The 22,198-nt window shown below is 74.0% G+C and carries 17 protein-coding genes; 3 read left to right on the forward strand and 14 right to left on the reverse strand.

Going from position 1 to position 22,198, the window contains the following annotated elements:
* Positions 1 to 89 precede the first annotated feature (89 nt).
* From ACIO9K_RS26390 to ACIO9K_RS26415, 6 genes are all read right to left on the reverse strand, one after another.
* Positions 90 to 269: a hypothetical protein gene (locus ACIO9K_RS26390; RefSeq protein WP_363580931.1), complete on the reverse strand. Its 180-nt coding sequence runs from the start codon at positions 267 to 269 to the stop codon at positions 90 to 92.
* Positions 270 to 493: 224 nt separating this feature from the next.
* Complete coding sequence (gene lipA, locus ACIO9K_RS26395; protein WP_063347320.1) at positions 494 to 1,447, reverse strand: lipoyl synthase; 954 nt, start codon at positions 1,445 to 1,447, stop codon at positions 494 to 496.
* Between the two features lie 222 nt (positions 1,448 to 1,669).
* Complete coding sequence (lipB, locus tag ACIO9K_RS26400; RefSeq protein ID WP_371516727.1) at positions 1,670 to 2,440, reverse strand: lipoyl(octanoyl) transferase LipB; 771 nt, start codon at positions 2,438 to 2,440, stop codon at positions 1,670 to 1,672.
* A 195-nt stretch (positions 2,441 to 2,635) separates the two neighbouring features.
* Positions 2,636 to 4,543, reverse strand: coding sequence for a GAF domain-containing protein (locus ACIO9K_RS26405; protein WP_363622279.1), 1,908 nt, complete (start codon positions 4,541 to 4,543; stop codon positions 2,636 to 2,638).
* Positions 4,544 to 4,602: 59 nt separating this feature from the next.
* Positions 4,603 to 5,970 (reverse strand): MFS transporter, encoded by a 1,368-nt coding sequence (locus ACIO9K_RS26410; protein ID WP_363628811.1) that lies wholly within the window; start codon positions 5,968 to 5,970, stop codon positions 4,603 to 4,605.
* A gap of 184 nt (positions 5,971 to 6,154) precedes the next feature.
* Positions 6,155 to 6,916, reverse strand: coding sequence for a 3-hydroxybutyrate dehydrogenase (locus ACIO9K_RS26415; protein WP_363622278.1), 762 nt, complete (start codon positions 6,914 to 6,916; stop codon positions 6,155 to 6,157).
* A 310-nt stretch (positions 6,917 to 7,226) separates the two neighbouring features.
* Here ACIO9K_RS26415 and ACIO9K_RS26420 point away from each other — a divergent pair, with 310 nt between their 5' ends.
* On the forward strand, positions 7,227 to 9,131 hold the full coding sequence (locus tag ACIO9K_RS26420) for a regulator (protein WP_363622277.1): 1,905 nt from the start codon (positions 7,227 to 7,229) through the stop codon (positions 9,129 to 9,131).
* 166 nt (positions 9,132 to 9,297) lie between these two features.
* Here ACIO9K_RS26420 and ACIO9K_RS26425 read toward each other — a convergent pair whose 3' ends face one another.
* From ACIO9K_RS26425 to ACIO9K_RS26435, 3 genes are all read right to left on the reverse strand, one after another.
* Entirely contained in the window at positions 9,298 to 10,521 is a 1,224-nt protein-coding gene (locus ACIO9K_RS26425) for a cation:proton antiporter (protein WP_400333598.1), read from the reverse strand.
* Between the two features lie 228 nt (positions 10,522 to 10,749).
* Positions 10,750 to 12,081: an NAD(P)/FAD-dependent oxidoreductase gene (locus ACIO9K_RS26430; protein ID WP_363622274.1), complete on the reverse strand. Its 1,332-nt coding sequence runs from the start codon at positions 12,079 to 12,081 to the stop codon at positions 10,750 to 10,752.
* Between the two features lie 469 nt (positions 12,082 to 12,550).
* On the reverse strand, positions 12,551 to 13,456 hold the full coding sequence (locus ACIO9K_RS26435; RefSeq protein WP_363372099.1) for a TIGR01777 family oxidoreductase: 906 nt from the start codon (positions 13,454 to 13,456) through the stop codon (positions 12,551 to 12,553).
* Positions 13,457 to 13,520: 64 nt separating this feature from the next.
* Here ACIO9K_RS26435 and ACIO9K_RS26440 point away from each other — a divergent pair, with 64 nt between their 5' ends.
* The gene (locus tag ACIO9K_RS26440; RefSeq protein ID WP_363580948.1) at positions 13,521 to 14,018 is read left to right on the forward strand and encodes a GNAT family N-acetyltransferase; all 498 of its coding nucleotides are present in this window, start codon (positions 13,521 to 13,523) and stop codon (positions 14,016 to 14,018) included.
* Between the two features lie 119 nt (positions 14,019 to 14,137).
* Entirely contained in the window at positions 14,138 to 15,205 is a 1,068-nt protein-coding gene (locus ACIO9K_RS26445; RefSeq protein ID WP_400333603.1) for a DUF2510 domain-containing protein, read from the forward strand.
* A gap of 42 nt (positions 15,206 to 15,247) precedes the next feature.
* On the opposite strand, the gene ACIO9K_RS26450 is transcribed toward ACIO9K_RS26445, so the two are convergent.
* The 5 genes from ACIO9K_RS26450 to ACIO9K_RS26470 all read right to left on the reverse strand — a co-directional run bounded on the left by ACIO9K_RS26450 (position 15,248) and on the right by ACIO9K_RS26470 (position 22,147).
* Positions 15,248 to 15,763, reverse strand: coding sequence for a DUF4240 domain-containing protein (locus tag ACIO9K_RS26450; RefSeq protein WP_350885237.1), 516 nt, complete (start codon positions 15,761 to 15,763; stop codon positions 15,248 to 15,250).
* A gap of 211 nt (positions 15,764 to 15,974) precedes the next feature.
* Positions 15,975 to 17,750 (reverse strand): 2-oxoglutarate dehydrogenase, E2 component, dihydrolipoamide succinyltransferase, encoded by a 1,776-nt coding sequence (gene sucB / locus ACIO9K_RS26455; protein ID WP_400333607.1) that lies wholly within the window; start codon positions 17,748 to 17,750, stop codon positions 15,975 to 15,977.
* Positions 17,751 to 17,806: 56 nt separating this feature from the next.
* Positions 17,807 to 19,195, reverse strand: coding sequence for a dihydrolipoyl dehydrogenase (lpdA, locus tag ACIO9K_RS26460; protein ID WP_363580954.1), 1,389 nt, complete (start codon positions 19,193 to 19,195; stop codon positions 17,807 to 17,809).
* 406 nt (positions 19,196 to 19,601) lie between these two features.
* The gene (locus ACIO9K_RS26465) at positions 19,602 to 21,107 is read right to left on the reverse strand and encodes a leucyl aminopeptidase (protein WP_363622267.1); all 1,506 of its coding nucleotides are present in this window, start codon (positions 21,105 to 21,107) and stop codon (positions 19,602 to 19,604) included.
* A gap of 260 nt (positions 21,108 to 21,367) precedes the next feature.
* The gene (locus tag ACIO9K_RS26470) at positions 21,368 to 22,147 is read right to left on the reverse strand and encodes an adenosylcobinamide-GDP ribazoletransferase (RefSeq protein ID WP_400333611.1); all 780 of its coding nucleotides are present in this window, start codon (positions 22,145 to 22,147) and stop codon (positions 21,368 to 21,370) included.
* Positions 22,148 to 22,198: the final 51 nt, after the last annotated feature.

Consider the following 22,198-nt stretch of genomic DNA (forward strand, 5'->3'; position numbering starts at 1 on the left):
GTCGGCTACGGCGAACGGCCCCCGGCGCGGTCGCGTCGAGAACGTCACCGTCGAGAACCGTGGAGAACTGTAGAGAACCGTCGGGGACCTCACCGTCGTGGCGGTGACGTCGTCGCCGCCCGCGCGTCGTGGCGGCGGTCCGCCGCGTACTGGCGGTTCTCGCAGACCGCCGCCCAGGCGTTGCGCCGGGCCTGCTGCTGGCCACCCGCCAGCAGGACGCTCTCGGCGAGCCGCAGCGCGACCCCCACCGACCGGATGCGCATCCGCATGCCGAACAGCTCCCCTCGTGGCTGAGAAGAATCGAACGATCGCAACGAGTCCATCGTCACCATCCCGTGTTACCAGGCGGTGACCAGGCAGTCAAAGCGCGGTGAAAACCAAAAGGGCGGAGCCGAGGCTCCGCCCTTCGTCCGCATGCGGGTGGCTCAAAAGCACCGGATCAGCAGGATCGGCGGGATCAGCCGACCCCGCTGCCCCAACCGGCCCAGCCGGATCAGACCGCGGCCTGCGCGCGCCGCTCCAGCGCCTGCCGGTACAGTCGCCCGGCCCGGTAGGAGGAGCGCACCAGCGGGCCCGACATGACCCCGGCGAAGCCCAGCTCCTCGGCCTCCTGCTGGAGCTCGACGAACTCGTGCGGCTTGACCCAGCGCTCCACCGGGTGGTGGCGCAGCGAGGGGCGCAGGTACTGGGTGATGGTGATCAGCTCGCAGCCGGCGCCGACGAGGTCGGCCAGCGCCTGGCTGACCTCCTCGCGGGTCTCGCCCATGCCGAGGATCAGGTTGGACTTGGTGACCAGCCCGGCCGCGCGGGCCTGGGTGATGACGTCGAGCGAGCGCTCGTAGCGGAAGGCCGGGCGGATCCGCTTGAAGATCCGCGGCACCGTCTCGACGTTGTGCGCGAGCACCTCGGGGCGGGAGGAGAAGACCTCGGCCAGCTGCTCGGGCACCGCGTTGAAGTCGGGGATCAGCAGCTCGACGCCGGTGCGGCCGCTCTCGCGGTCGGCGGTCAGCGCGTGCACCTGGCGCACGGTCTCGGCGTACAGCCAGGCGCCGCCGTCCGGCAGGTCGTCGCGGGCGACGCCGGTGATGGTGGCGTAGTTGAGGTCCATCGTGACGATGGACTCGGCGACCCGGCGCGGCTCGTCCCGGTCGAACTCGGCGGGCTTGCCGGTGTCGATCTGGCAGAAGTCGCAGCGGCGGGTGCACTGGTCGCCGCCGATGAGGAAGGTCGCCTCGCGGTCCTCCCAGCACTCGAAGATGTTGGGGCAGCCGGCTTCCTGGCAGACGGTGTGCAGCCCCTCCTTCTTCACCAGCGACTGGAGGGCGTTGTACTCCGGCCCCATCTTCGCGCGGGTCTTGATCCACTCGGGCTTCCGCTCGATGGGGGTCTCGCTGTTGCGGACCTCCAGGCGGAGCAGCTTCCTGCCGTCGGGCGCGACAGCGGACACGTGCGACTCCTAGAACTAGACGGGGTACCCCCAGGGTACGCCTGTGGTTGTAAGGCCTTTGCGCGGCCTGTTGCCCCGCAATCGCAGGGCAACAGAGCTACTGGCCGGTAGATTCCCGGGGGAGAACCCGGAACAGGACACGGGGAAGAATCCGGAGCAGGACCCGAGGACGGGCCCGAGGGCGGACTCGGGTGAGGACCCGGGTGAGGACCCGGGCCCGGGTCAGCGGGTGAGCGCGGGTTCGGGCAGCTCCGCGAACACGTCCGCCAGGTGCCGCTCGACCATCGGCAGCGCCTCGCCGACGGTGAAGTCGCGCCCCAGCTCACCGGCGAGCGAGGCGACGCCGGCGTCCCGGATGCCGCACGGCACGATCCGGTCGAACCAGGTCATGTCGGGGTCGCAGTTGAGCGCGAAGCCGTGCATGGTGACCCCGCGGGCGACCCGGACGCCGATCGCGGCGAGCTTGCGGTCGTCGCCGCGCTGGCCGGCGTTGGACGGCGCGTACTCGGGGCCGGCCAGCCGCGGGTCGATGCCCAGCGGCAGGCCCATCCGCAGGGTCAGCTTGCCGATGTCCACCACCTGCGCCGGGTCCACCACGGCGTCCGGGATGGAATCGCCCAGCACCCAGACGCCGCTGCGGCCCTCGACCCGGGTGGTTCCGACGCCGAACCCGGCGCAGGCGCGGATCAGCGCCTCCTCCAGCCGGCGGACGTAGGCGACCACGTCGATCGGGTCGGGCAGCTTGACGATGGGGTAGCCGACCAGCTGGCCGGGGCCGTGCCAGGTGATCTCTCCGCCCCGGTTGACCTCGACCACCGGGGTGCCGTCCAGCGGCAGGTCGGCGGGGTTGGTGCGCTTGCCCATCGTGTAGACGGGCTGGTGCTCCAGCAGCAGCACGGTGTCGGGGATCTCGTCCGCGACTCGCAGCGCGTGCAGGCGCTGCTGCTCCTCCCAGGCCTCCTGGTAGGCGATGGCGCCCTCGCCTGTCCCCATTCGAACGAAACGCACGTTCTCGCTCACCGCTGCCGCTCCTTGCCAGGCGTTCGAGACCAACCTCGCCACTGTACGCCCACGCCCGTACGGACGGTTCAGCCGCCCGTACGGGACGTTCGGGCACCCGCACGGGCCGCGCCCGCAAGGGTCGATCAGCCCCTCCGCAAGGGCCGCTCAGCCCTCCGCGAGGACCGCTCAGCCCCCCGCGAGCAGTTGCAGCCGCAGCGCCAGCTGGAGTTCGAGCGAGCGCTCGGGGTGGTTCCAGTCCGGGCCGAGCAGCGCCTCGACCCGGTCCAGCCGCTGGACGACGGTGTTCACGTGGACGTGCAGTTCGTCCTTGGCGCGGGTGAGGCTGCCGCCGCAGTCGAAGTAGGCGCGCAGGGTGCGGACCAGTTCGGTGCCGCGCCGGGCGTCGTAGGCGAGCAGCGGGCCGAGCGCCGAGCCGACGAAGCCGTCCACGTCGTGCCCGTCGCCGAGCAGCACCCCGAGGAAGCCCAGCGCGCGGGCCGAGGCGCCCTCCCCGGCGCGGCCGAGCACCCGCAGCGCCCGGACGCAGCGCAGACCCTCGGCGTACGAGGCGGCCAGCGCGGGCGGGCCGGCGGCCGGACGGCCGGCGCCCACGGTGACCGGGAACCCGGCCAGCCGGGCCAGCCGCTCGGCGGCCTGCCGCGCGGCCTCCTCCGGGTCGCCGGCCTCCGGCACCAGCAGCACCACCGCCTCGCCGTGCTCGGCGCTGACGCCCCGGGAGCCGAACAGGTACCGCCGGGCGGCGCCTGCCAGCCGGCCGCGGTCGGGGACGGGGGGCCCGGCGGGTTCGGCCGGTTCGGCGACCAGGACCAGGTGCGGGCGGGCGAGGTCGACGCCGAGCCGGCGGCCGCGCGCGGTGAGCCCGGCCGGATCGCGGTCGGGGGCGGTCAGCAGGTCGGTGAGCAGTTCGCCGCGGACCCTGTTCTCGGTCTCGGCCACCGAGCGGCGCAGCAGCAGGAGCAGCGCGGTCACCACGCTGGCCCGTTCGAACAGGCGCCGGTCCGCGTCGTCGAGGCCGGGGCGTCCGCGCAGTACCAGGGTGCCGAGGGCGTCGTGCCCGGCCAGCACCGCGCACACCCACAGCTCGCCGTGCCGGACGGACCGCCCCTCGGCCCGGGACGCGGCGACCGCCTCCGCCAGTTCGCCGGCGGGTGCGGACCGCCCGGCCAGCGGCTCGCCCTCGGCGTCGAGGACCGCTATCTCGCCGCCCAGCAGGGCCGCGACGGCGGCGGCGACGTCCGGCACCTCGGCGCCGCGCAGCACCAGGTCGGTGAGCCGGTCGTGGGCCTGCTCGGCGCGCTGGACGGCGGCCGAGTGGGCGCGGACCAGTTCGTTGGCGCTGTTCAGTTCGGCGAGCGCGGCCCGGGTGTCGGCCAGCGACTTGGCGGTGTCCAGGGCGATCGCGGCGTGCGCGGCCAGTGTGCACAGCAGCGCCACCTCGTCGGGGGAGAAGGCGCGGGGCGAGCGGTCGGCGGCGAACAGTACCCCGATGACCTCGCCGCCGAGCAGCAGCGGCACCCCGATGATCGCCACCAGGCCCTCGTCGAGCACGCCCGCGTCGATCGTGCCGGTGTGGTGGAACCGTTCGTCGGTGCGGTAGTCGGGGGTGGCGTACGGGCGGGCGGTCTGCGCGACCAGGCCGCCCAGGCCGTGGCCGAGACTGAGCCGCAGGGTCTGGAACAGGACGGAGACCGAGCCGTCGGTGACCCGCATGTAGGTGTCGCCCGCGGCCTCGTCCGGCAGGGTCAGGTACGCGGTGTCGGTGCCGAGCAGCATCCGGGCGCGGCGGACGATCGCCTGGAGCACGGTGTCCAGCTCCCGGGAGGCGGCGAGGTCCCCGGCGGTGTCGAACAGTGCGGTCAACTCCGCCTCCCGGCGCCGGTGTTGACGCAGCGTGCGGTGCACCCGCAGGGCCTGCCAGGTGGCGTCGTCGATCTCGGCGAGGACGGCGGCCGGCGCCCCGCGGCGGCGGGCGTCGGCCAGCACGTCGGCGAAGTCCTCGGTGGCGGCGCCGGAGGCGAGCAGGTCGAGCAGCCGCCGCAGCGCGGGCGCGGCGCTTTCGTGAGGGTGGTTCATGGTGCGTGCCGCCAATCGGCGTCGGGTCCGGCGGAAGCGCGATCGTAGCGGCTCCGCCGTCAGGCGGTGGCGGGCTTGGCCGCCACGGCGGCGGCCTCCGCCTCCACCGCCGCCTCGACGTCCGCCAGGTCGCTGCCCCTGGTCTCCCGCCCGCACAGCACCGCCAGCACGGTGATCGCCGCCGCGATCGCCACGTACACCGAGATCGGGGTGGCGTTGCCGTAGTCCTTGAGCAGCGCGGTCGCGATCAGCGGCGCGGGCGCGCCGGCGGCCACCGAGGCGAACTGGGCCCCGATCGAGGCGCCCGAGTAGCGCATCCGGGTGGCGAACAGCTCGGAGAAGAACGCCGCCTGCGGTGCGTACATCGCGCTGTGGAAGACCAGCCCGACCGTCACCGCGACCACCAGCTGTCCGAACGACCTGGTGTCCACCAGCCCGAAGAAGACGAACGCCCAGACGCCCACCCCGACCGCGCCCACCAGGTACACCGGCTTGCGTCCGACCCGGTCGGACAGTGCTCCGAACAGCGGGATCAGCGCGAACTGGATCGCGGAGCCGATCAGTACGGCGTTCAGCGCGGTCTGCTTGGAGAAGTGCGCGTGGGTGACGGCGTACGTCAGCACAAAGGTGGTCATCACGTAGTACGAGATGTTCTCCGCCATCCGCGCGCCCATCGCCACCAGCACCTCCCGCCAGTGGTTGCGCAACACCGCCACCAGTGGCGGCTGTTCGGCGGTCCTCCGCTGCTGCTGGGCCGCCAGCGCCTGCTTGAACAGCGGCGACTCGTCCACCGCCAGCCGGATCCACAGCCCGACCCCGACCAGCACCGCCGACAGCAGGAACGGCACCCGCCACCCCCACGACAGGAACGCGTCCTCCGACAGCACCGCCGTCAGCAGCGACAGCACCCCTGCCGCCAGCAGGTTCCCGGCCGGCGCCCCGCCCTGCGGCCACGACGCCCAGAACCCGCGCCGCCGCTGGTCCCCGTGCTCCGACACCAGCAGCACCGCCCCGCCCCACTCCCCGCCGAGCGCGAAGCCCTGCACCAGGCGCAGCACCGTCAACAGCACCGGCGCCGCCGCCCCGATGGAGCTGTAGGTGGGCAGCACGCCGATCAGCGTGGTCGACCCGCCCATCAGCAGCAGGCTGACGACGAGCAGCTTCTTCCGCCCGACCCGGTCCCCGAAGTGCCCGAACACCAGCGCCCCGATCGGTCGCGCGGCGAACCCGATCGCGTAGGTGAGGAAGGACAGCAGCGTCCCCGTCAGCGGATCGGTGTTCGGGAAGAACAGCTTGTTGAACACCAGCGCGGCCGCTGTTCCGTACAAGAAGTAGTCGTACCACTCGATGGTGGTCCCGATGAGACTGGCGGCCACGACCCGAGGGAGTGAGCGGGTGGCTGCCGTGGCTGGTGCGGAGGCGTTCATGGTCACCACTTCCGGGCCGGGGGAGGATGTCGGCCCCAGGGACGTCGCCCCGAGGAGTGTCGTCCCGAGGGGCGCCGCCCCAAGGGACGTCGCCACAAGGTAGGGAGGCGTGTTCCCCGGGACTATGTGGGCCGCCCACATAGTCCCGGGGGTCGGTCTGGGGAGGACGGCCAGGTGCCGCCGCTCAGTGCGCCGTCCAGCCGCCGTCGACGGGGAGGCTGGCGCCGGTGATGTAGGAGGCGGGCGGGGAGCAGAGCCAGAGGGCGAGTTGGGCGATCTCCTCGGGCTCGATGAGGCGCTTGACGGCCGTGCGTTCGAGCATGATCTGCTCGACGACCTCGTCCTCGCGGATGCCGTGGGCGAGCGCCTGGCTCGCGATCTGCTTCTCCACCAGGGGAGTTCGGACGTAGCCCGGGTTGATGCAGTTGCTGGTGACGCCGTAGGGGGCGCCCTCCAGGGCGACGGTCTTGCTGAGGCCCTCCAGCGCGTGCTTGGCGGTGACGTAGGCGGACTTGAAGGCGCTGGCCCGCAGGCCGTGGACGGAGGAGATGTTGACCACCCGGCCCCACTCCTGCTCGTACATGTGCGGGAGAGTGCGGCGCAGGATGCGGAACGGCGCCTCGACCATGACGCGTTGGATGAGGGTGAAGCGGTCGGGCGGGAACTCGTGGACGGGCGCGACGTGTTGGAGACCGGCGTTGTTGACCACGATGTCGGCGTCGGCCGGCAGGGCCTCCACGGCCTCCGGGTCGGCGAGGTCCGCGACGACGGCGCGGCCGCCGATCCGCTCGGCGAGCTCCCGGGCCGGTCCGGCCGCGAGGTCGACGACGTAGACCCGGGCGCCGGCCTCGGCGAGGGCCTCGGCGCAGGCCCGGCCGATGCCCGAGGCGGCCCCGGTGACCAGGGCCGTCCGGCCGTCGAGCGGGCGGGCTGTAGTGGTGTCCATGGCCGAGAACGCTAGGAAATCCGGGGGCCCGGCTCCCATGTGGTGGTCCACCACAGCAGCCCGGTGGGCTGTGGTGTTCACCGCCACGACGGCCGATCGACGGTTCGACCGCGGAAGGCCAAACCCGCGCCGACCGCGCTTCCCCACAATGGGCGCGGTTGCTTCACCCGTTCGGAGGATTGCTCGGTCAGATCCACCCATAGCGCCCGAATGCTCGCTACATTCACGCCGATTCCCGACAGGGGGCGCCGCCCCAGGCAGCCGAAGTGCTGGTAGAGCCCGGTGCGACGTCCGAGAGGTGTTGACTGACATGCCCCAACGGCCTGCAACCGACAGCCCGGCGTACGGACCGCTCGACCCGCTCGGCCACCACCGAGGCCCGGTCGGCCGGACCCTGCCGGACGCCCCCGACGCCCTGACCGCCGACGCCCCGACCGCCGACGAACTGCGGCTGCCCGCGCAGGCCACAACCGACCGGCACGAACCCGCCGTCCCCGCCCCCGGGCCGGTCGGCGGCCACTCCGGGCACTCCGGCCCGGCCCCGCAGAACGGCCAACTCGCCGCGCTCATCGAGGAAGCCGGCTTCTCGCACGCGGGCCTGGCCCGCCGGGTCGACCAGCTCGGCCTGGAACACGGCCTCGACCTGCGCTACGACAAGACCTCGGTCACCCGCTGGCTGCGCGGCCAGCAGCCCCGCGGCGCCACCCCCGCGCTGATCGCCGAGGTCTTCACCCGCCGCCTCGGCCGCCGCCTCACCGCCCAGGACCTCGGCCTGGACGCCTGCGCCCCGGTGTACGCGGGCCTGGAGTTCGCCGAGACCCCGCAGGAGGCGGTGGACATCGTGGCGAGCATGTGGCGCAAGGACAACGGCCCGCAGTCCGAACTGCGCCGGATCGCCTTCACCCCGGCGGGCCTGGTCGTCCCCAGCCGGGACTGGCTGATCGGCCGCACGGACGAGCGCGTCGCCCGGGACGGCTCGACGATGGCCCGCCCCGACGTCGCCACCGGTCCGCCCACCGGTCCGCCCGCCGCCACTGTCGGTACCACCGGCACCGCGGCATCCGCCGTGACGGCAGCATCCGCAGCATCCGCCGCGCCCGCCCAGAGCGTGCCCCCCGCGCCCGGCGCTCCCCCTCCGAGCCCGGCGCGCGGCCAGGCCCACCACGGGGCCCCCGGCATGCGCCCCGTGCCGGGCGCGGCCGGCCCCGCCGGGCCCACCATCGGCCGGGTGCCCACCCAGAGCCGGCGCCCGCCGACCGCCGTCGAGCCGCCGTACACCGAACCGGCCCGCGAGTCGCGCCCCGCCCTGCGGGTCGGCCGCGGCGACATCGCCGCCATCCGCGCCGTCGGCGACCTCTTCCGGGCGCTCGATCACGCCTACGGCGGCGGGCACGCCCGGCAGGCGCTGGTCCGCTACCTGGAGAGCGAGGCCGAGCCGATGCTGCGCGGCCGCTACGGCGAGCAGATCGGCCGGGCGCTGTTCGGCGCCGTCGCCGACCTGACCAGGCTGGCCGGCTGGACGTCCTTCGACATCGCCGCGCACGGCCTCGCCCAGCGCTACTTCGTCCAGGCGCTGCGCCTGTCCCAGGCCGCCGGGGACCGCGCGCTCGGCGGGTACGTCCTGGTGACGATGAGCCAGCAGGCCGTCCACCTGGGCCACGGCCGGGAGGCCGTCCAACTGGCCAGGGTCGCCCAGCAGGGCGTGGGCACCGCCGTGCCGCCGGTGGTCCAGTCGCTGATGCACGCCGCCGAGGCGCGCGGGCACGGCCTGCTGGGCGACGTCCGGGCCTGCACCACTGCCCTGGTGCGCTCCGAGCGGGCGCTGGCCGCGGCCCGGGTCGGCGACGAACTGCCCTCCTGGGCGCGGTACTTCGACGAGGCCCAGCTCTCCGACGAGTTCGCCCACTGCTACCGCGACCTCCAGCAGTGGCGCACCTCCGCGCAGCACGCCGAGAAGTCGCTGCGGCTGCGCTCGCCCGCCTACGCGCGCAGCCGGATCTTCTGCCGGCTGGTGCTGGCCACCGCCCGGCTCGGCATGGGGGACCTCGACGAGGCCTGCACCATGGCCACCGACGCGCTGCGGGCGGCGGGGGAGATGCGCTCGGCCCGCTCGCTGGAGTACGTCCGGGACTTCCACCGCCGCCTCACCCCCTACCGGGGCAGCCCGGTGGCCCGCGCCTTCGAGGAGACGGCCCGCCAGGCCGGCGTGATCTGAGGACCTGTCGAAGAGGGGCCGGTCGGGCGAGCCCCGGCGGCCCTGGAAACCCGTCCGGCCCGGGTCCGCCCCGGGCCGAAGGGCCCGTCCGCCCGGCACCGGCTCCGGCTCCGAGTGCCCCGGCGGCGGGTAGGACCGCCTCGGCGACGGGCGGGGGCGAAGCGGCTCACCAGCTCTCGGCCCGGACGCGCGGCTGCCCGGCCTCCGGTGCGGGCGGCCGGACGCCGCCGCGCACCCGCTGCGCCACCAGCGGGAACACCAGCACCGAGAGCATGCCGGCGCCGACCAGCGCGGCCGCCGTCGAGGACGGCAGGTGGCCGTCGTCCACCTCGATGGTGGTGATCACCACGACCAGCGGCAGCGCCGTCGCGCCGTAGAGCCCGAGCGCCGTGCGGTCCCGCCGGCCGAGTCCGGCCGGGGCGAGCAGCCCGGCGGGCAGCCCGCGCACGGCCAGGAGCAGCAGCAGGAACACCGGGACGAGCAGTATCGTGCCGGGGTCGTCCAGCAGGGCGGACAGGTCGAAGTTCATCCCGCTGACCACGAAGAACACCGGCACCAGGAAACCGAAGCCGATGCTCTCCAGCTTGGCCTCGATCACCTCCTCCTCGGCCCGGCGGATGTCGGAGAGCAGCAGCCGGGAGACGATCCCGGCGGTGAAGGCGCCGAGCAGCATGTCCAGGTCGAGCCAGATCGCGGCGGCCACCATGACGGCGAGCACCAGGATCACCGCCCGGACCGCGAACTGCCCGGAGGTACGCAGGGTGCGCTCGATGAGCCGGGTGGCCCAGGCGGGCCGGGGGCGGCGTGCGCCGAGGACCGCGACGGCGGTGATCACCGCGAAGGCGCCGAGGATGACGGCCGTCCGGACCGGGGAGTTGCCGCTGAGCAGGATGGCGATCGCGATGATCGGCCCGAACTCGCCGACCGCCCCGGTGGCCATCACCAACGATCCGAAAGGGGTGGGCAGTTCGCCGGAGTCGCGGAGGATCGGCAGGATGGTTCCGAGGGCGGTGGTGGTGAGCGCGAGCCCGGCGAAGGCGCCGTTCAGCGGGTCCCGGTTGACCAGCGCGCCCACGCCGAGCGCCGCCACGAGCGTGACCAGCCACGCGGTGCCCGCCCGTTTCAGCGGGCCGCCGCGCAGCTTGGCGAAGTCGATCTCGTACCCGGCCAGGAACATCAGCATGGCCAGGCCGAACTGGGAGAGCGCGTTGACCAGGTCGTCGACGTGCGCCCAGTTCAGGACGTCGGGGCCGATCAGGACGCCGAGCAGGATCTCGAACACGACGGTCGGGACGGCGATCCACCGCAGCAGGCGGTCGGCGAGCAGCGGCGCGGCGACGGCCGCGGCGGGGACCAGGATCAGGGCCACCGGCTGGACGGCGGCGCTCACCGCGCAACCGGCCGTACGGTGTAAATCATCCGATGAGCGGTCATGTCGGCATCCTGGCATGTCGCCGCTCCGTCACCCACCGGCAGGTCGTCAGCGTGTCCCCGGAGCCGGAGCCGGAGCCGGAGCCGGACCCGGAGCCTGCCGGACCGGGAGCCGGACCCGGAGCCCGCCGGACCGGGAGCCGGACCGGGAGTCGGGCCGGGAGCCCGCAGGCCGACCCCGCCAGGCTCAGGCCGCCGCCTCGGCCTCCCGGGCGTTGGTCGGGACGCCGAGGTCGCGCAGCACCGCCTGCGCCGCCCGCCGCCCGGAGACCAGCGCGCCCTGCACGGTGCTGGTGTCCCGGTGGTCCCCGGCGACGTACAGCCCGGCCAGCACCCGCACCGGGCGCCGGGGGTTGTGCGGCGGCGGCATCGCGGGCAGCGCGTCCGGGACGTGCCGCACGTTCAGGAACTGCCAGCCGGTGGTCGAGGCGCCGTACAACTCGGCGAGCCGGGCCCGGACCGCCGGTTCCAGCCCGGCCGGGCCACCCGAGTCGAAGGAGCGCCGCCCGAGCACGGTGGTGGCGATCAGTGCCTGCCCGGCAGGGGCGTACGAGGGGTGCAGTTCGCTGAGCACCAGGGAGTGCGAGACCAGCGGCGGCTGCCCGCCGGGCCGGTCGCCGTCGAGCAGCAGGACGGCCTCACCCAGCGGGGTGCGGTCGGCCGCGTGGTAGAAGGTGGTGACGGGGTGGAAGTCCGGCAGCCGTAGCCCGGGCAGCAGTTCGGCGGCGGAGCGGGCGTCGGTGGCGAGGACGACGGCCTGGGCGCCGATCCTCCCGTGGGTGGCGGTCTCCACGCCGTCGGCGGCGATCGAGGTGACCTGAACCCCGGTGCGTACGGTGCCGGCGGGCAGGGTGGTGGCCAGCTGGGCCGGCACGGCCGCGATCCCGCCGGCGGGCAGACAGAGCCGCCCGCGCGCGTAGGAGCGCAGGACCAGGTCGGCGATCCGGCTGCTGGTGCCGAGGGCGGGGTCGCTGAGCAGCGCGCTGAGCAGTGGCCGTAGGAAGCCGTCGAGGGTGCGCGGGGCGAGCCCGTGGCCGGCCAGCGCGCGGGCGGTGGTGGTCTCCGGGCGGGCCTTGAGGCGGCTGGCGGGGGTGGTGGCGAGCCGGCCGAGCCAGCTGCCGAGCCGGGCCTTGTCCAGCGGGCTGCCGAGTGGGGCGCGGGTGGCGGCCTGCCGGGCGGTGGTGAGCTGCGGGTCCCCGGTGCGGTAGCGCCGGCCGCCGCTGTGCACGAGGACTCCGGCGGCGAGCGGGCGCAGGTCGAGGCGGTCGAGGTCGAGGACGCGGCGGAGTTCGGGGAAGGCGGTGTTCAGCAGGTGGCTGCCGTCGTCGAGCCGGAATCCGTCCAGTTCGCGGGTGGCCATCCGGCCGCCGATCCGGTCCGTGGCCTCAAGGATCTGCACGGTGAGGCCGCGGCCGGTGAGCGTGCGTGCGGCGGCCAGGCCGGCGAGTCCGGCGCCGATGACGATGACGTCAGGGTCGGACGGGCGGCGGGCGCGGCGGGTGAAGTCGTATGTGGGCACTGGCGTGCTCCCTCCCTGGTCCCGGGGCTCCGGCCGACGCAGGCAGCGGGGTGCCGGGACACGGTCCGACGGTGTGATGCCCAGTCAGTGTGAGCATCAGACAAGCGCATCGGGCCCGATCCAAGGGGCGAGAGGGGGCGTGCGGCACCGGGCGGGAGCGCGGTCACTGACAGTGCGCCGTTGGGCCCGGGTTCCGGGGTCGGCGGGCGCGCACGGTCACCGGGGGCGTGCGACGCGCCTGGTGTGTGCTCCCATGCGCCCCCTCCCGGAGCCCCGTCCGACCCCCACCCGATCTCCGCCCGGCATATGCCCCTGGCCAGGGCGAATGCCGTAGCCACCGTACGCAGCGGGACGTACCGGAGCCCTGCGGCGGAGCCCGCGCCGGAGCCCCGCGGCGGACCGCAGGGCTCCGCGACGCCGGACGCCCCCAGCGTCACTCACAGCACCGTGCGCACCACCCCGGCGCCACTCACAGCGCCGCGCGCACCGCCGCGTCCACGTCCGGGTGCGCGAAGCGGAAGCCCGCGTCCAGCAGCCGCCGCGGCACCACCCGGTGGCTGCCGACCACCTCGACCGCCAGCTCGCCGAGCACCACCTTGAGCACCGCCTCCGGCACCGGGAACGGGGTCGGCCGCCGGAGCACCCGCCCGAGCGCCGCCGTCAGCTCGGCGTTGGTGACGGGGTCGGGCGCGGTGAGGTTGACGGCGCCGGAGAGGTCGTCCCGGTCGATCAGGAACCGCAGCGCGGCGACCTGGTCGGCCAGTGAGATGAAGCTCCAGTACTGCCGTCCGTCGCCGAGCCGCCCGCCCAGCCCCAGCTTGAACAGCGGGAACAGCCGCGCGCCGGCCCCGCCGGCCGCGGACAGCACCATCCCGGTGCGCGGGTGGACGACCCGGATGCCGGCCAGCTCGGCCGGCCGCGCGGCCGCCTCCCACTCCACGCAGACCTCGGCCAGGAAGTCGTCGCCGGCGGGGGAGTCCTCGTCGATCACCCGGTCGCCGGTCTGCCCGTACCAGCCGACGGCGGAGGCGCTGACCAGTACCCGGGGCGGCTCCTTGAGCGCGGCCAGCGCGACGGCCAGCGTCTCGGTGCCGAGTGCCCGGCTCTCCCGGATCTCCCGCTTGTAGGCGTCCGTCCAGCGGTGGTCGCCGACCCCGGCGCCGGCCAGGTGCACGACCGCCTCGACCCCGGCCAGTCCGTCCTGCTCGACCTGGCCGAGCAGCGGGTTCCAGCCGATGGCCGTGCTGCCGTCGGGCTGCGGGCCCGTCCTGGAGCGGCGCCGGACCAGCCGGACCACCTCGTGGCCGTCCGCCAGCAGGGAGCGGACGAGAGCCGAACCGATCAATCCCGTGGAGCCCGTGACAGCGATGCGCATGCGTCCATCCTCCCAGTTCCCCAAGCCCTGTCATGTCGGCATGCGCCTCATTAGCATGACGCGCATGCACGAGGACAATCTGATCATCCGCCCAGCTCAACCCGAGGACGAGGGCGAACTCGCCGTTCTCAACCGTGCCGCCTGGTCCCCGCTGGCCGACGTCTCCCCGCAGCCGCCCGAGGAGGACGGCGTCTTCGACGAACGGCACACCCCGGAGCAGTACCTGGTCGCCCTCCTGGACGGCCGGGTGGTCGGCTACGTCCGCCAGGTCCCGCCGACCCCGCTGGCCAGCAACCGGCACGTCCGGCAGATCCAGGGCCTGGTCGTCGACGGCACGGCCCGCGGCCGGGGTGTCGGCCGGCGCCTGGTCGAGGCGGCCTGCGAGGCCGCCCGGGCCGCGGGCGCGCGCAAGCTGACCCTGCGGGTGCTCGGCTGGAACGCCCCGGCCCGCCGCCTCTACGAGGGCTGCGGCTTCGTCGTCGAGGGCTCGCTGGCGGAGGAGTTCCTGATCGACGGGTCCTACGTGGACGACATCTGGATGGCCCGCCGCCTGGCGGACTGACCCGCCCGACCGGCCTTGCCGGCCGCCAAATCTGACGAGTGGTCAGATGTGGCGGGTGGTGCAGAGTCGTGACCGATCCGCTCTGTCTGGACCAGCACCCCGCCGGGTACCGTACGGCCGTGAGCAACTCGACGCCCCCCGGGTGGTACCCGGTCCCCGGTGCGGACGGCACCCCCGGTCACGAGCGCTGGTGGGACGGCAACGCCTGGACCAGCGAGCTGCGCCCGCTCCAGGGCGGCGTCGGCCACCTCGCCGACGCCCCCACCCAGGGCTGGCAGCCCCCCGGCCGGCAGCCCGGCTACGGCTACGGCGGTCCGCAGGACGCCCCCGGCTACGGCTACCCGGGCAGCGCCCCCGCCCCGGGCTACGGCTACCCGGGCCAGGACGGCTACTACCCGGCCCAGGACGGCTACCCCGCCCAGGGCGCGGGCTACGGTTACCCGGCGCCGGGCTACCCGCCGCAGCAGCCGGCGCCCCGCCGGATGAGGCCCGGCCTGGCCGTCGGCATCGCGGTCGCCGTCCTCGCCGTGGGCGGGATCGTCGCCGGGATCGTGCTCAGCGGCGGCTCCCCGCAGGCCGACCCGGCCCCGAACCCGACGGTCACCATCACCCGGAGCGGCCCCGCCCCGAGCCCCACGGTGGGCACGTCCGCCCCGACGCCCGCGCCCAAGCCGGCGCCGACCGTCAGGAGCACCGTCCCGGACGCCCAGCACGCGATCACCGTCCCGGTGTTCGACGGCTGGGACGTGGCGCCCAACTCCCCGCACTCCACGGTCTACCTGGGCACCGGCCGCTACACCTGCCCGGACGGCAGCTCCTGCATCCGCGGCCAGTTCTCGGTCGAGAAGGACACCGTCCAGGGCGTCACCGCCAAGACGGCCGCCGAGGCCACGATGCCCGCGTACGCCGGCCAGATCTTCACCGGGATCAGCTCGCACACCGACTCCGGTTCCGGCTACACGACCGTCGCGGGCGTGTCAGGCTACGCCGTGCGCTGGCACATCCGCACCGCGGACGGCACCCAGGGCTACGTCCTGCTGGCGGCCGTCCCGGCCAAGGGCGGCGGCTTCGTGGTGTTCGAGGGCGGGGTGGACGACACCCCGAGCGCGCCGGACGCGTCCGTGCTGGACCAGATCCTCAAGGGCGTCAAGCAGGACGGAACGTCCGGCGGCGGCAGCACCGCCTGACGCGTCCGGCCCCGCTCATGCCGTGGGCGTGTCTGACGCGTCCTAATCCCCGTAGCGCTCCCAGAGCTTGGGAAACCGTTTCGCCATGACGTCCGGGTCGTCGAAGTCCAGCGCGGCCCCGGCCGGTCGGCCGGACTGCCGCCCGCCCACCTCGGGCAGCGGAAGTCCGGTCAGCTGCTCGTACGCCTCGTCGGCGGCGTAGCCGAGGTCCTCGGCCTCGCCGTCCTCCTCCTCGTCGAACTCGGGCAGCAGGTCCGCCAGGTCGTCCGGCTCGAACAGGGCGCCCTCGAAGACGTCCCGGCCCTGGCCGATCAGCCAGCAGCGGAAGTAGTCGAAGGTGTCGTCGGAGGCGCCGTCCAGCAGCAGGTAGGCGGCGCCCCAGAGGTCGTGGCGGTAGGCCCGCTGGAACCGGGCCTCGAACAGCCGGGCGAAGTCGATGACGTCGTCCGGGGTCAGCTGGACCAGCCGTTCCACCAGCCGGTCGGCCTGCTCGTCCGGATCGCCGTCGGCGTCCTCCCGGGTCTCGTCGATCATCTGCCAGAAGTCGGTCTCGTCCATCACCGCTCCAGCATCCCCGTTCGCCAGCCCCCGCGCATGCCATGGCCCGGCGAAACGCTGGTGATGTTCGACGCAGCCAGGCGCGGCGCGAGACGAGCAGACGCGGCCGGAAGCAGGCGGACAGCAGGCGGGCCCGGGCAACGGCGGAGCCCCGCGCCGTCCAGGGACGACGCGGGGCTCCGTGCAGCCGAAACCGCGGACCGGCAGTGCCTTACAGGCCGAGCTCGACCTCGAACTCGCCGGCCTCCAGGATCTCCTTGACCGCGACCAGGTAGCGGGCGGCGTCGGCGCCGTCCACCAGGCGGTGGTCGTAGGAGAGCGACAGGTAGGTCATGTCACGGATGCCGATGGCGGTGCCGCCGTCGGCCTCGATGACCACCGGGCGCTTGACGGTGGCACCGATGCCCAGGATGGCGACCTGGTTCGGCGGCACGATCACGGTGTCGAACAGCGCACCGCGCGAGCCGGTGTTGCTGATGGTGAAGGTGGCGCCGGACAGCTCGTCCGGGGTGATCTTGCTGTCGCGGACCTTGGCGGCCAGCTCGGCGGTCTTCTTCGAGATGCCGGCGATGTTGAGGTCGCCCGCACCCTTGATGACCGGGGTCATCAGACCCTTCTCGGAGTCCACCGCGATACCGATGTTCTCGGTGTCGAAGTAGGTGATGGTGCCCTCGGCCTCGTTGATCCGGGCGTTGACGACCGCGTGGGTCTTCAGCGCCTGGGCGGCGGCCTTGACGAAGAACGGCATCGGGGACAGCTTGACGCCCTCGCGGGCGAGGAAGCCCTCCTTGGCCTTGCCGCGCAGCGACATGATCTTGGTGACGTCCACCTCGACCACGCTGGTCAGCTGGGCCTGCTCGTGCAGGGCCTTCAGCATGTTGTCGCCGATGACCTTGCGCATGCGGGTCATCTTGACCGTCTGGCCGCGCAGGGCGGACGGCGCGGCGGCGGCCTTCGGCGCAGCGGCCGGAGCGGCGGCGGCGACCGGGGCCGGGGCGGCCTTGGCGGCCTCCGCGGCGGCGACGACGTCCTGCTTGCGGATGCGGCCGCCGACGCCGGTACCGGCGACGGAGGACAGCTCGACACCGTGCTCGGCGGCGAGCTTACGCACCAGCGGGGTGACGTAGGCGTCACCGGCGTCGGCCACCGGGGCAGCCGGCGCGGCCGGGGCGACGGGAGCCGGAGCGGCGACCGGAGCGGGCGCGGCCGGGGCCACCGGGGCCGGAGCGGCGGCGGCCGGAGCCGGCGCGGCCGGAGCGACGGGGGCCGGGGCAGCCGGAGCCGGGGCAGCCGGAGCCGGAGCGGCGACCGGAGCCGGGGCAGCCACGGGGGCCGGGGCGGCGACCGGGGCCGGGGCGCCGGCGACGGCACCCGCGGCACCGATCAGCGCGAGCTGGGCGCCGACCTCGGCGGTCTCGTCCTCGCCGACCAGGATCTTCACCACGACACCGGCGATCGGCGACGGGATCTCGGTGTCGACCTTGTCGGTGGAGACCTCGAGCAGCGGCTCGTCGACCTCGACCGTCTCGCCCTCGGCCTTCAGCCAACGGGTGACGGTGCCCTCGGTGACCGACTCGCCCAGCGCGGGCAGCAGGACCGGGGTGGCGTCGGCAGCCGGAGCGGCAGCCGGAGCCGCCGGGGCGGCAGCGGCGACCGGGGCGGGGGCGGCGGGCGCCTCCACGACCGGGGCCGGGGCGGCGACGGGCGCGGCCTCGGCGACCGGGGCCGCAGCGGCGACCGGGGCACCGGAGCCGTCGTCGATGATCGCCAGCTCGGCGCCGACGTCGACGGTCTCGTCCTCGCCGACCTTGATCGAGGCCAGGATGCCGGAGGCCGGCGACGGGATCTCGGTGTCGACCTTGTCGGTCGACACCTCGAGCAGCGGCTCGTCGACCTCGACACGCTCACCCTCGGCCTTCAGCCAACGGGTGACGGTGCCCTCGGAAACGCTCTCGCCCAGCGCGGGCAGTGTTACTGAGACCGCCATGGTTTCAGCGACTCCTATCAAGTCTTGCGTACTGGAAATGGGGGGTGGTGGCGTGATCAGTCGTGCGCGTGCAGCGGCTTGCCGGCCAGCGCCAGGTGCGCCTCGCCCAGGGCCTCGGACTGGGTCGGGTGCGCGTGGATGAGCTGCGCGACCTCGGCCGGCAGGGCCTCCCAGTTGTAGATCAGCTGAGCTTCGCCGACCTGCTCGCCCATGCGGGCGCCGACCATGTGGACGCCGACCACGGCGCCGTCCTTGACCTGGACGAGCTTGATCTCGCCGGCGGTCTTCAGGATCTTGCTCTTGCCGTTGCCGGCCAGGTTGTACTTGAGGGTGACGACCTTCTCCTTGCCGTACAGCTCGACGGCCTTGGCCTCGGAGATGCCGACGGAGGCCACCTCGGGGTTGGAGTAGGTCACGCGCGGGACGCCGTCGTAGTCGATCGGCACCGGCTTGAGGCCGGCCAGGCGCTCGGCGACCAGGATGCCCTCGGCGAAGCCGACGTGGGCCAGCTGCAGGGTCGGGGCGAGGTCGCCGACGGCCGAGATGGTGGGCACGTTGGTGCGCATGTACTCGTCGACCAGGACGTAGCCGCGGTCCATCGCGACGCCGTTCTCCTCGTAGCCGAGGCCGGACGAGACCGGGCCGCGGCCGATGGCGACGAGCAGCAGGTCGGCGTCGATCTGCTTGCCGTTCTCGGTGGAGACGCGGACACCGGCCTCGGTGTACTCGACGCCCGAGAAGCGGGCCTTCAGCTCGAACTTGATGCCGCGCTTGCGGAACGCGCGCTCCAGCAGCTTGGAGGAGTTCTCGTCCTCCAGCGGGACGAGGTGCGGCAGCGCCTCGACGATGGTGACCTCGACGCCGAAGGACTTCCAGACCGAGGCGAACTCGACGCCGATCACGCCGCCGCCGAGGATGACGGCCGACTTCGGGATGCGGTCGAGCTTGAGGGCGTGGTCCGAGGAGATCACGCGGTTGCCGTCGATCTCCAGGCCCGGGATCGAGCGCGGCACGGAGCCGGTGGCCAGGACGATGTGGCGGCCCTCGATGCGCTGGCCGTTGACGTCCACCGAGGTCTGCGAGGAGAGCTTGCCCGCGCCCTGGATGAAGGTGACCTTGCGGGAGGCGACCAGGCCCTGGAGGCCCTTGTACAGGCCGGCGATGACGTCGTCCTTGTACTTGTGGACGCCGTTGATGTCGATGCCCTGGAAGGTGGCCAGAACGCCGAACTCGGCGGCCTCCTTCGTCTCGTCCGCGATCTCGGCGGCGTGCAGCAGAGCCTTGGTCGGGATGCAGCCGCGGTGCAGGCAGGTGCCGCCCAGCTCCCCCTTCTCGACCAGGGCGACGCTCAGGCCCAGCTGAGCGGCGCGGAGCGCCGCGGCGTAACCGCCGCTTCCGCCTCCGAGAATGACTACGTCGAAAACGGTGCTGGCGTCGTTCGCCACGTCACGTCCTCCATGCAATGGGGTGGGTCGCCGGGCCGGTCGCGGTCCGGTGGGTCGGAAGCCTTTGTGAGGCGCCCAGTCGTGCCGGAAATACATCTTCGCACTTGTTCGCGGTGGCTGATGTCCGGGTCCACCCCAGGGGTGTCCCACAGAGCGGTCACCGGGGCGGGAATACCCCCGACGGAAGGGCATCATTGCAGCTCAACGCGGGGTTGACAGCCGCCGGACGGGCGTCGGCGCGGCCCTGCGGCGCCACCTCTTCCGCAGGGTGGAACAAAGTTTCGCCCGCAGCGAACAGGGGTGCGGGGCGGGGTCCCGGCCTACTCGCGGGTAACCGGCGCCGGCGCGCGAACGCCGACGGGGGCCCGGCGCACGCGCGCCGGACCCCCGTCGACTCGGTGCCTGATCAGGCCTTGTTGCCCGCCGCGGTCTGCTCGGCGAACCGGACCAGGGTGCGCACCGCGCTCGCGGTGCCGCCCTTCGGGGTGTAGCCGAACGGCGCGCTCTCGTGGAACGCCGGGCCGGCGATGTCCAGGTGCGCCCAGTCGATGCCCTCGGCCACGAACTCCTTCAGGAACAGGCCGGCCACCAGACCGCCGCCCATCCGCTCGCCCATGTTCGCCAGGTCGGCGATGGTCGACTCGGTCATGCCCTTGCGCAGCTCGGCCGGCAGCGGCATCGGCCAGGACTGCTCGCCGACCTCGCCCGAGACGGTGTGCAGGGTCTCGCGCAGCTCGTCGTTGTTGGACATCACACCGAAGGTGCGGTTGCCCAGGGCCAGCACCATGGCGCCGGTCAGGGTCGCCACGTCGACGATGACGTCCGGGTTCTCCTCGCCGGCGCGCACGATCGCGTCGGCCAGCACCAGACGGCCCTCGGCGTCGGTGTTCAGCACCTCGACGGTCTTGCCGCCGTACATGCGCAGCACGTCGCCGGGGCGGGTGGCGGAGCCGGACGGCATGTTCTCGGCCAGCGCCAGCCAGCCGGTCACGTTGACGGCCAGGCCCAGGCGCTTGGCGGCCACCACGGCGGCGAACACGGCGGCGGCGCCGGCCATGTCGCACTTCATGGTCTCGTTGTGGCCGGCCGGCTTCAGCGAGATGCCGCCCGAGTCGTAGGTGATGCCCTTGCCGATGAAGGCCAGCGTGGCCTTCGCCTTCGGGTGGGTGTAGGCCACCTTCACCAGCCGCGGCGGGTTGGCCGAGCCGTTGCCGACGCCCAGCAGGCCGCCGAAGCCGCCCTTGAGCAGCGCCTTCTCGTCCAGCACCTCGACCTTGAGGCCGTGCTCCTTGCCGGCCGCCTGGGCGATCGCGGCGAAGCTCTTCGGGTTCAGGTCGTTCGGCGCGGTGTTGACCAGGTCACGGGCCCGGTTCATCTCCTCGCCGACCGCGGCGGCGCGCTCCACGGCCGCCTTGGAGTCCTTGCTGCCCTTGCGGGGGGCCAGCACGACCAGCTCGCCGACCGGCTCCTTGCCACTGCCGTCGGCCTTGTAGGTGCCGAAGGCGTACGAGCCGAGCAGGCCGCCCAGCGCGACGGCCTCGACCTCGTCCGCGGACTCGGTCGGCAGGGCCAGCGCGGCCTTCTTGGCGCCGGCCAGGGTGCGGGCGGCGACACCAGCGGCGCGGCGCAGCGCCTCCAGCTGGTAGCCGGCCTCGGCGGCCTCGCCGAGGCCGACCGCGAGCACGAGCGCGGCCTTCAGGCCGGCGGGGGAGGGCACCTTGACGGCCTCGCCCTCGGCGCCGGTCGCGCCCAGGGTGCTGAGGACCTCGGTCAGCTTGCCCTCGAACGCCTCGTTCACGGCCTCGGAGCCGGGGGCCAGCACGATGCCCTTGGGGCCCTTGGCGACACCGACCACCAGGGCGTCCGCGCGCAGCGAGGCGGCGGAGGAGGTGCTCACAGACAATGCAGTCACGTAATGCGTCCTGTTCTTTCGCGGTCCACGGCCGGTTGCGGCGAGGCTGCCGCACCGGCGCAACCCGCCGTCGCAGGCCGGACCGCCCGGCGTGACCCGGGTCCGGGCCCCCTGGCGCGCGCACCCGCGCAGGTCGCGGCCACGCACACCAGAGGCCCCGGCTCCTCGGGTCACGCCGGGCGGGCAGGACCTGCGACGGTGCAGGGCTGCGGTGCTCCCCGCATGGTAGTCCGCATGGTGGGATCACGCGCCGCCCGGTATCAGCCGAGCAACGCCAGGGCGAACAGCGAGGCGGTCGCGGCGGTTTCCGCCATCGCGCCGAGCACGTCCCCGGTGATTCCGTCGAACCGCCGTACACAGCGCCGGAGCAGGAGCTGGGCGCAGCCGATGCCGAGCGCAACGGACAGGGGGAGGCGGAGGATTGACGATCCGTCAAACAGTCCGAGTGCGGCCAGGGCGAGCGCCGCGGCGGCCGTCCCCGCGACCGCTCCGGCGGGTGCCACGGTGCCCGCCACCATCGCGCCCAGGCCGCCCGGCCGGGCGGCCGGCACCGACCGCAGGCAGCCCCAGGCGAGCGCGCACCGCGCGGTCACCGCCGACGCCAGCACCGCGAGCGCGCCGCGCGTGGTCGACTCGGCGAACTGTCCGGCCAGCGCCGCGATCTGGGCCAGCAGCACGAGAACGAGGGTCAGGACGCCGAACGGGCCGATGTCGGACTGCTTCATGATGCGCAGCGCGTCCTCGGCCGGCTTCCCGCTGCCCAGGCCGTCGGCCACGTCCGCCAGACCGTCCAGGTGCAGCCCCCGGGTGAGCGCGGCCAGCACCCCCACCGCCGCCACCGCCCCGAGCAGCCCGCCGGCCCGCCAGGCCACCAGCGCCCCCGCCCCGGCGCCCGCCGCGCCGAGCACCAGCCCCACCACCGGGGCCGCCGTCATCGCCCGCGCCGCCGCGGCCCGGTCCCACCGATCCACCCGCACCCGCAGCACGGACAGCGTCCCGAACCCGAAGCGGAGCCCCTCGGCCCAACTGGCGCGCTGCACGACGTGTTTCCCTCCGAACGGAAGCGCCCCGTCCGATGTGCCGGACGGGGC

The sequence above is a fragment of the Kitasatospora sp. NPDC087271 genome (assembly GCF_044744605.1).
Taxonomy (GTDB): domain Bacteria; phylum Actinomycetota; class Actinomycetes; order Streptomycetales; family Streptomycetaceae; genus Kitasatospora.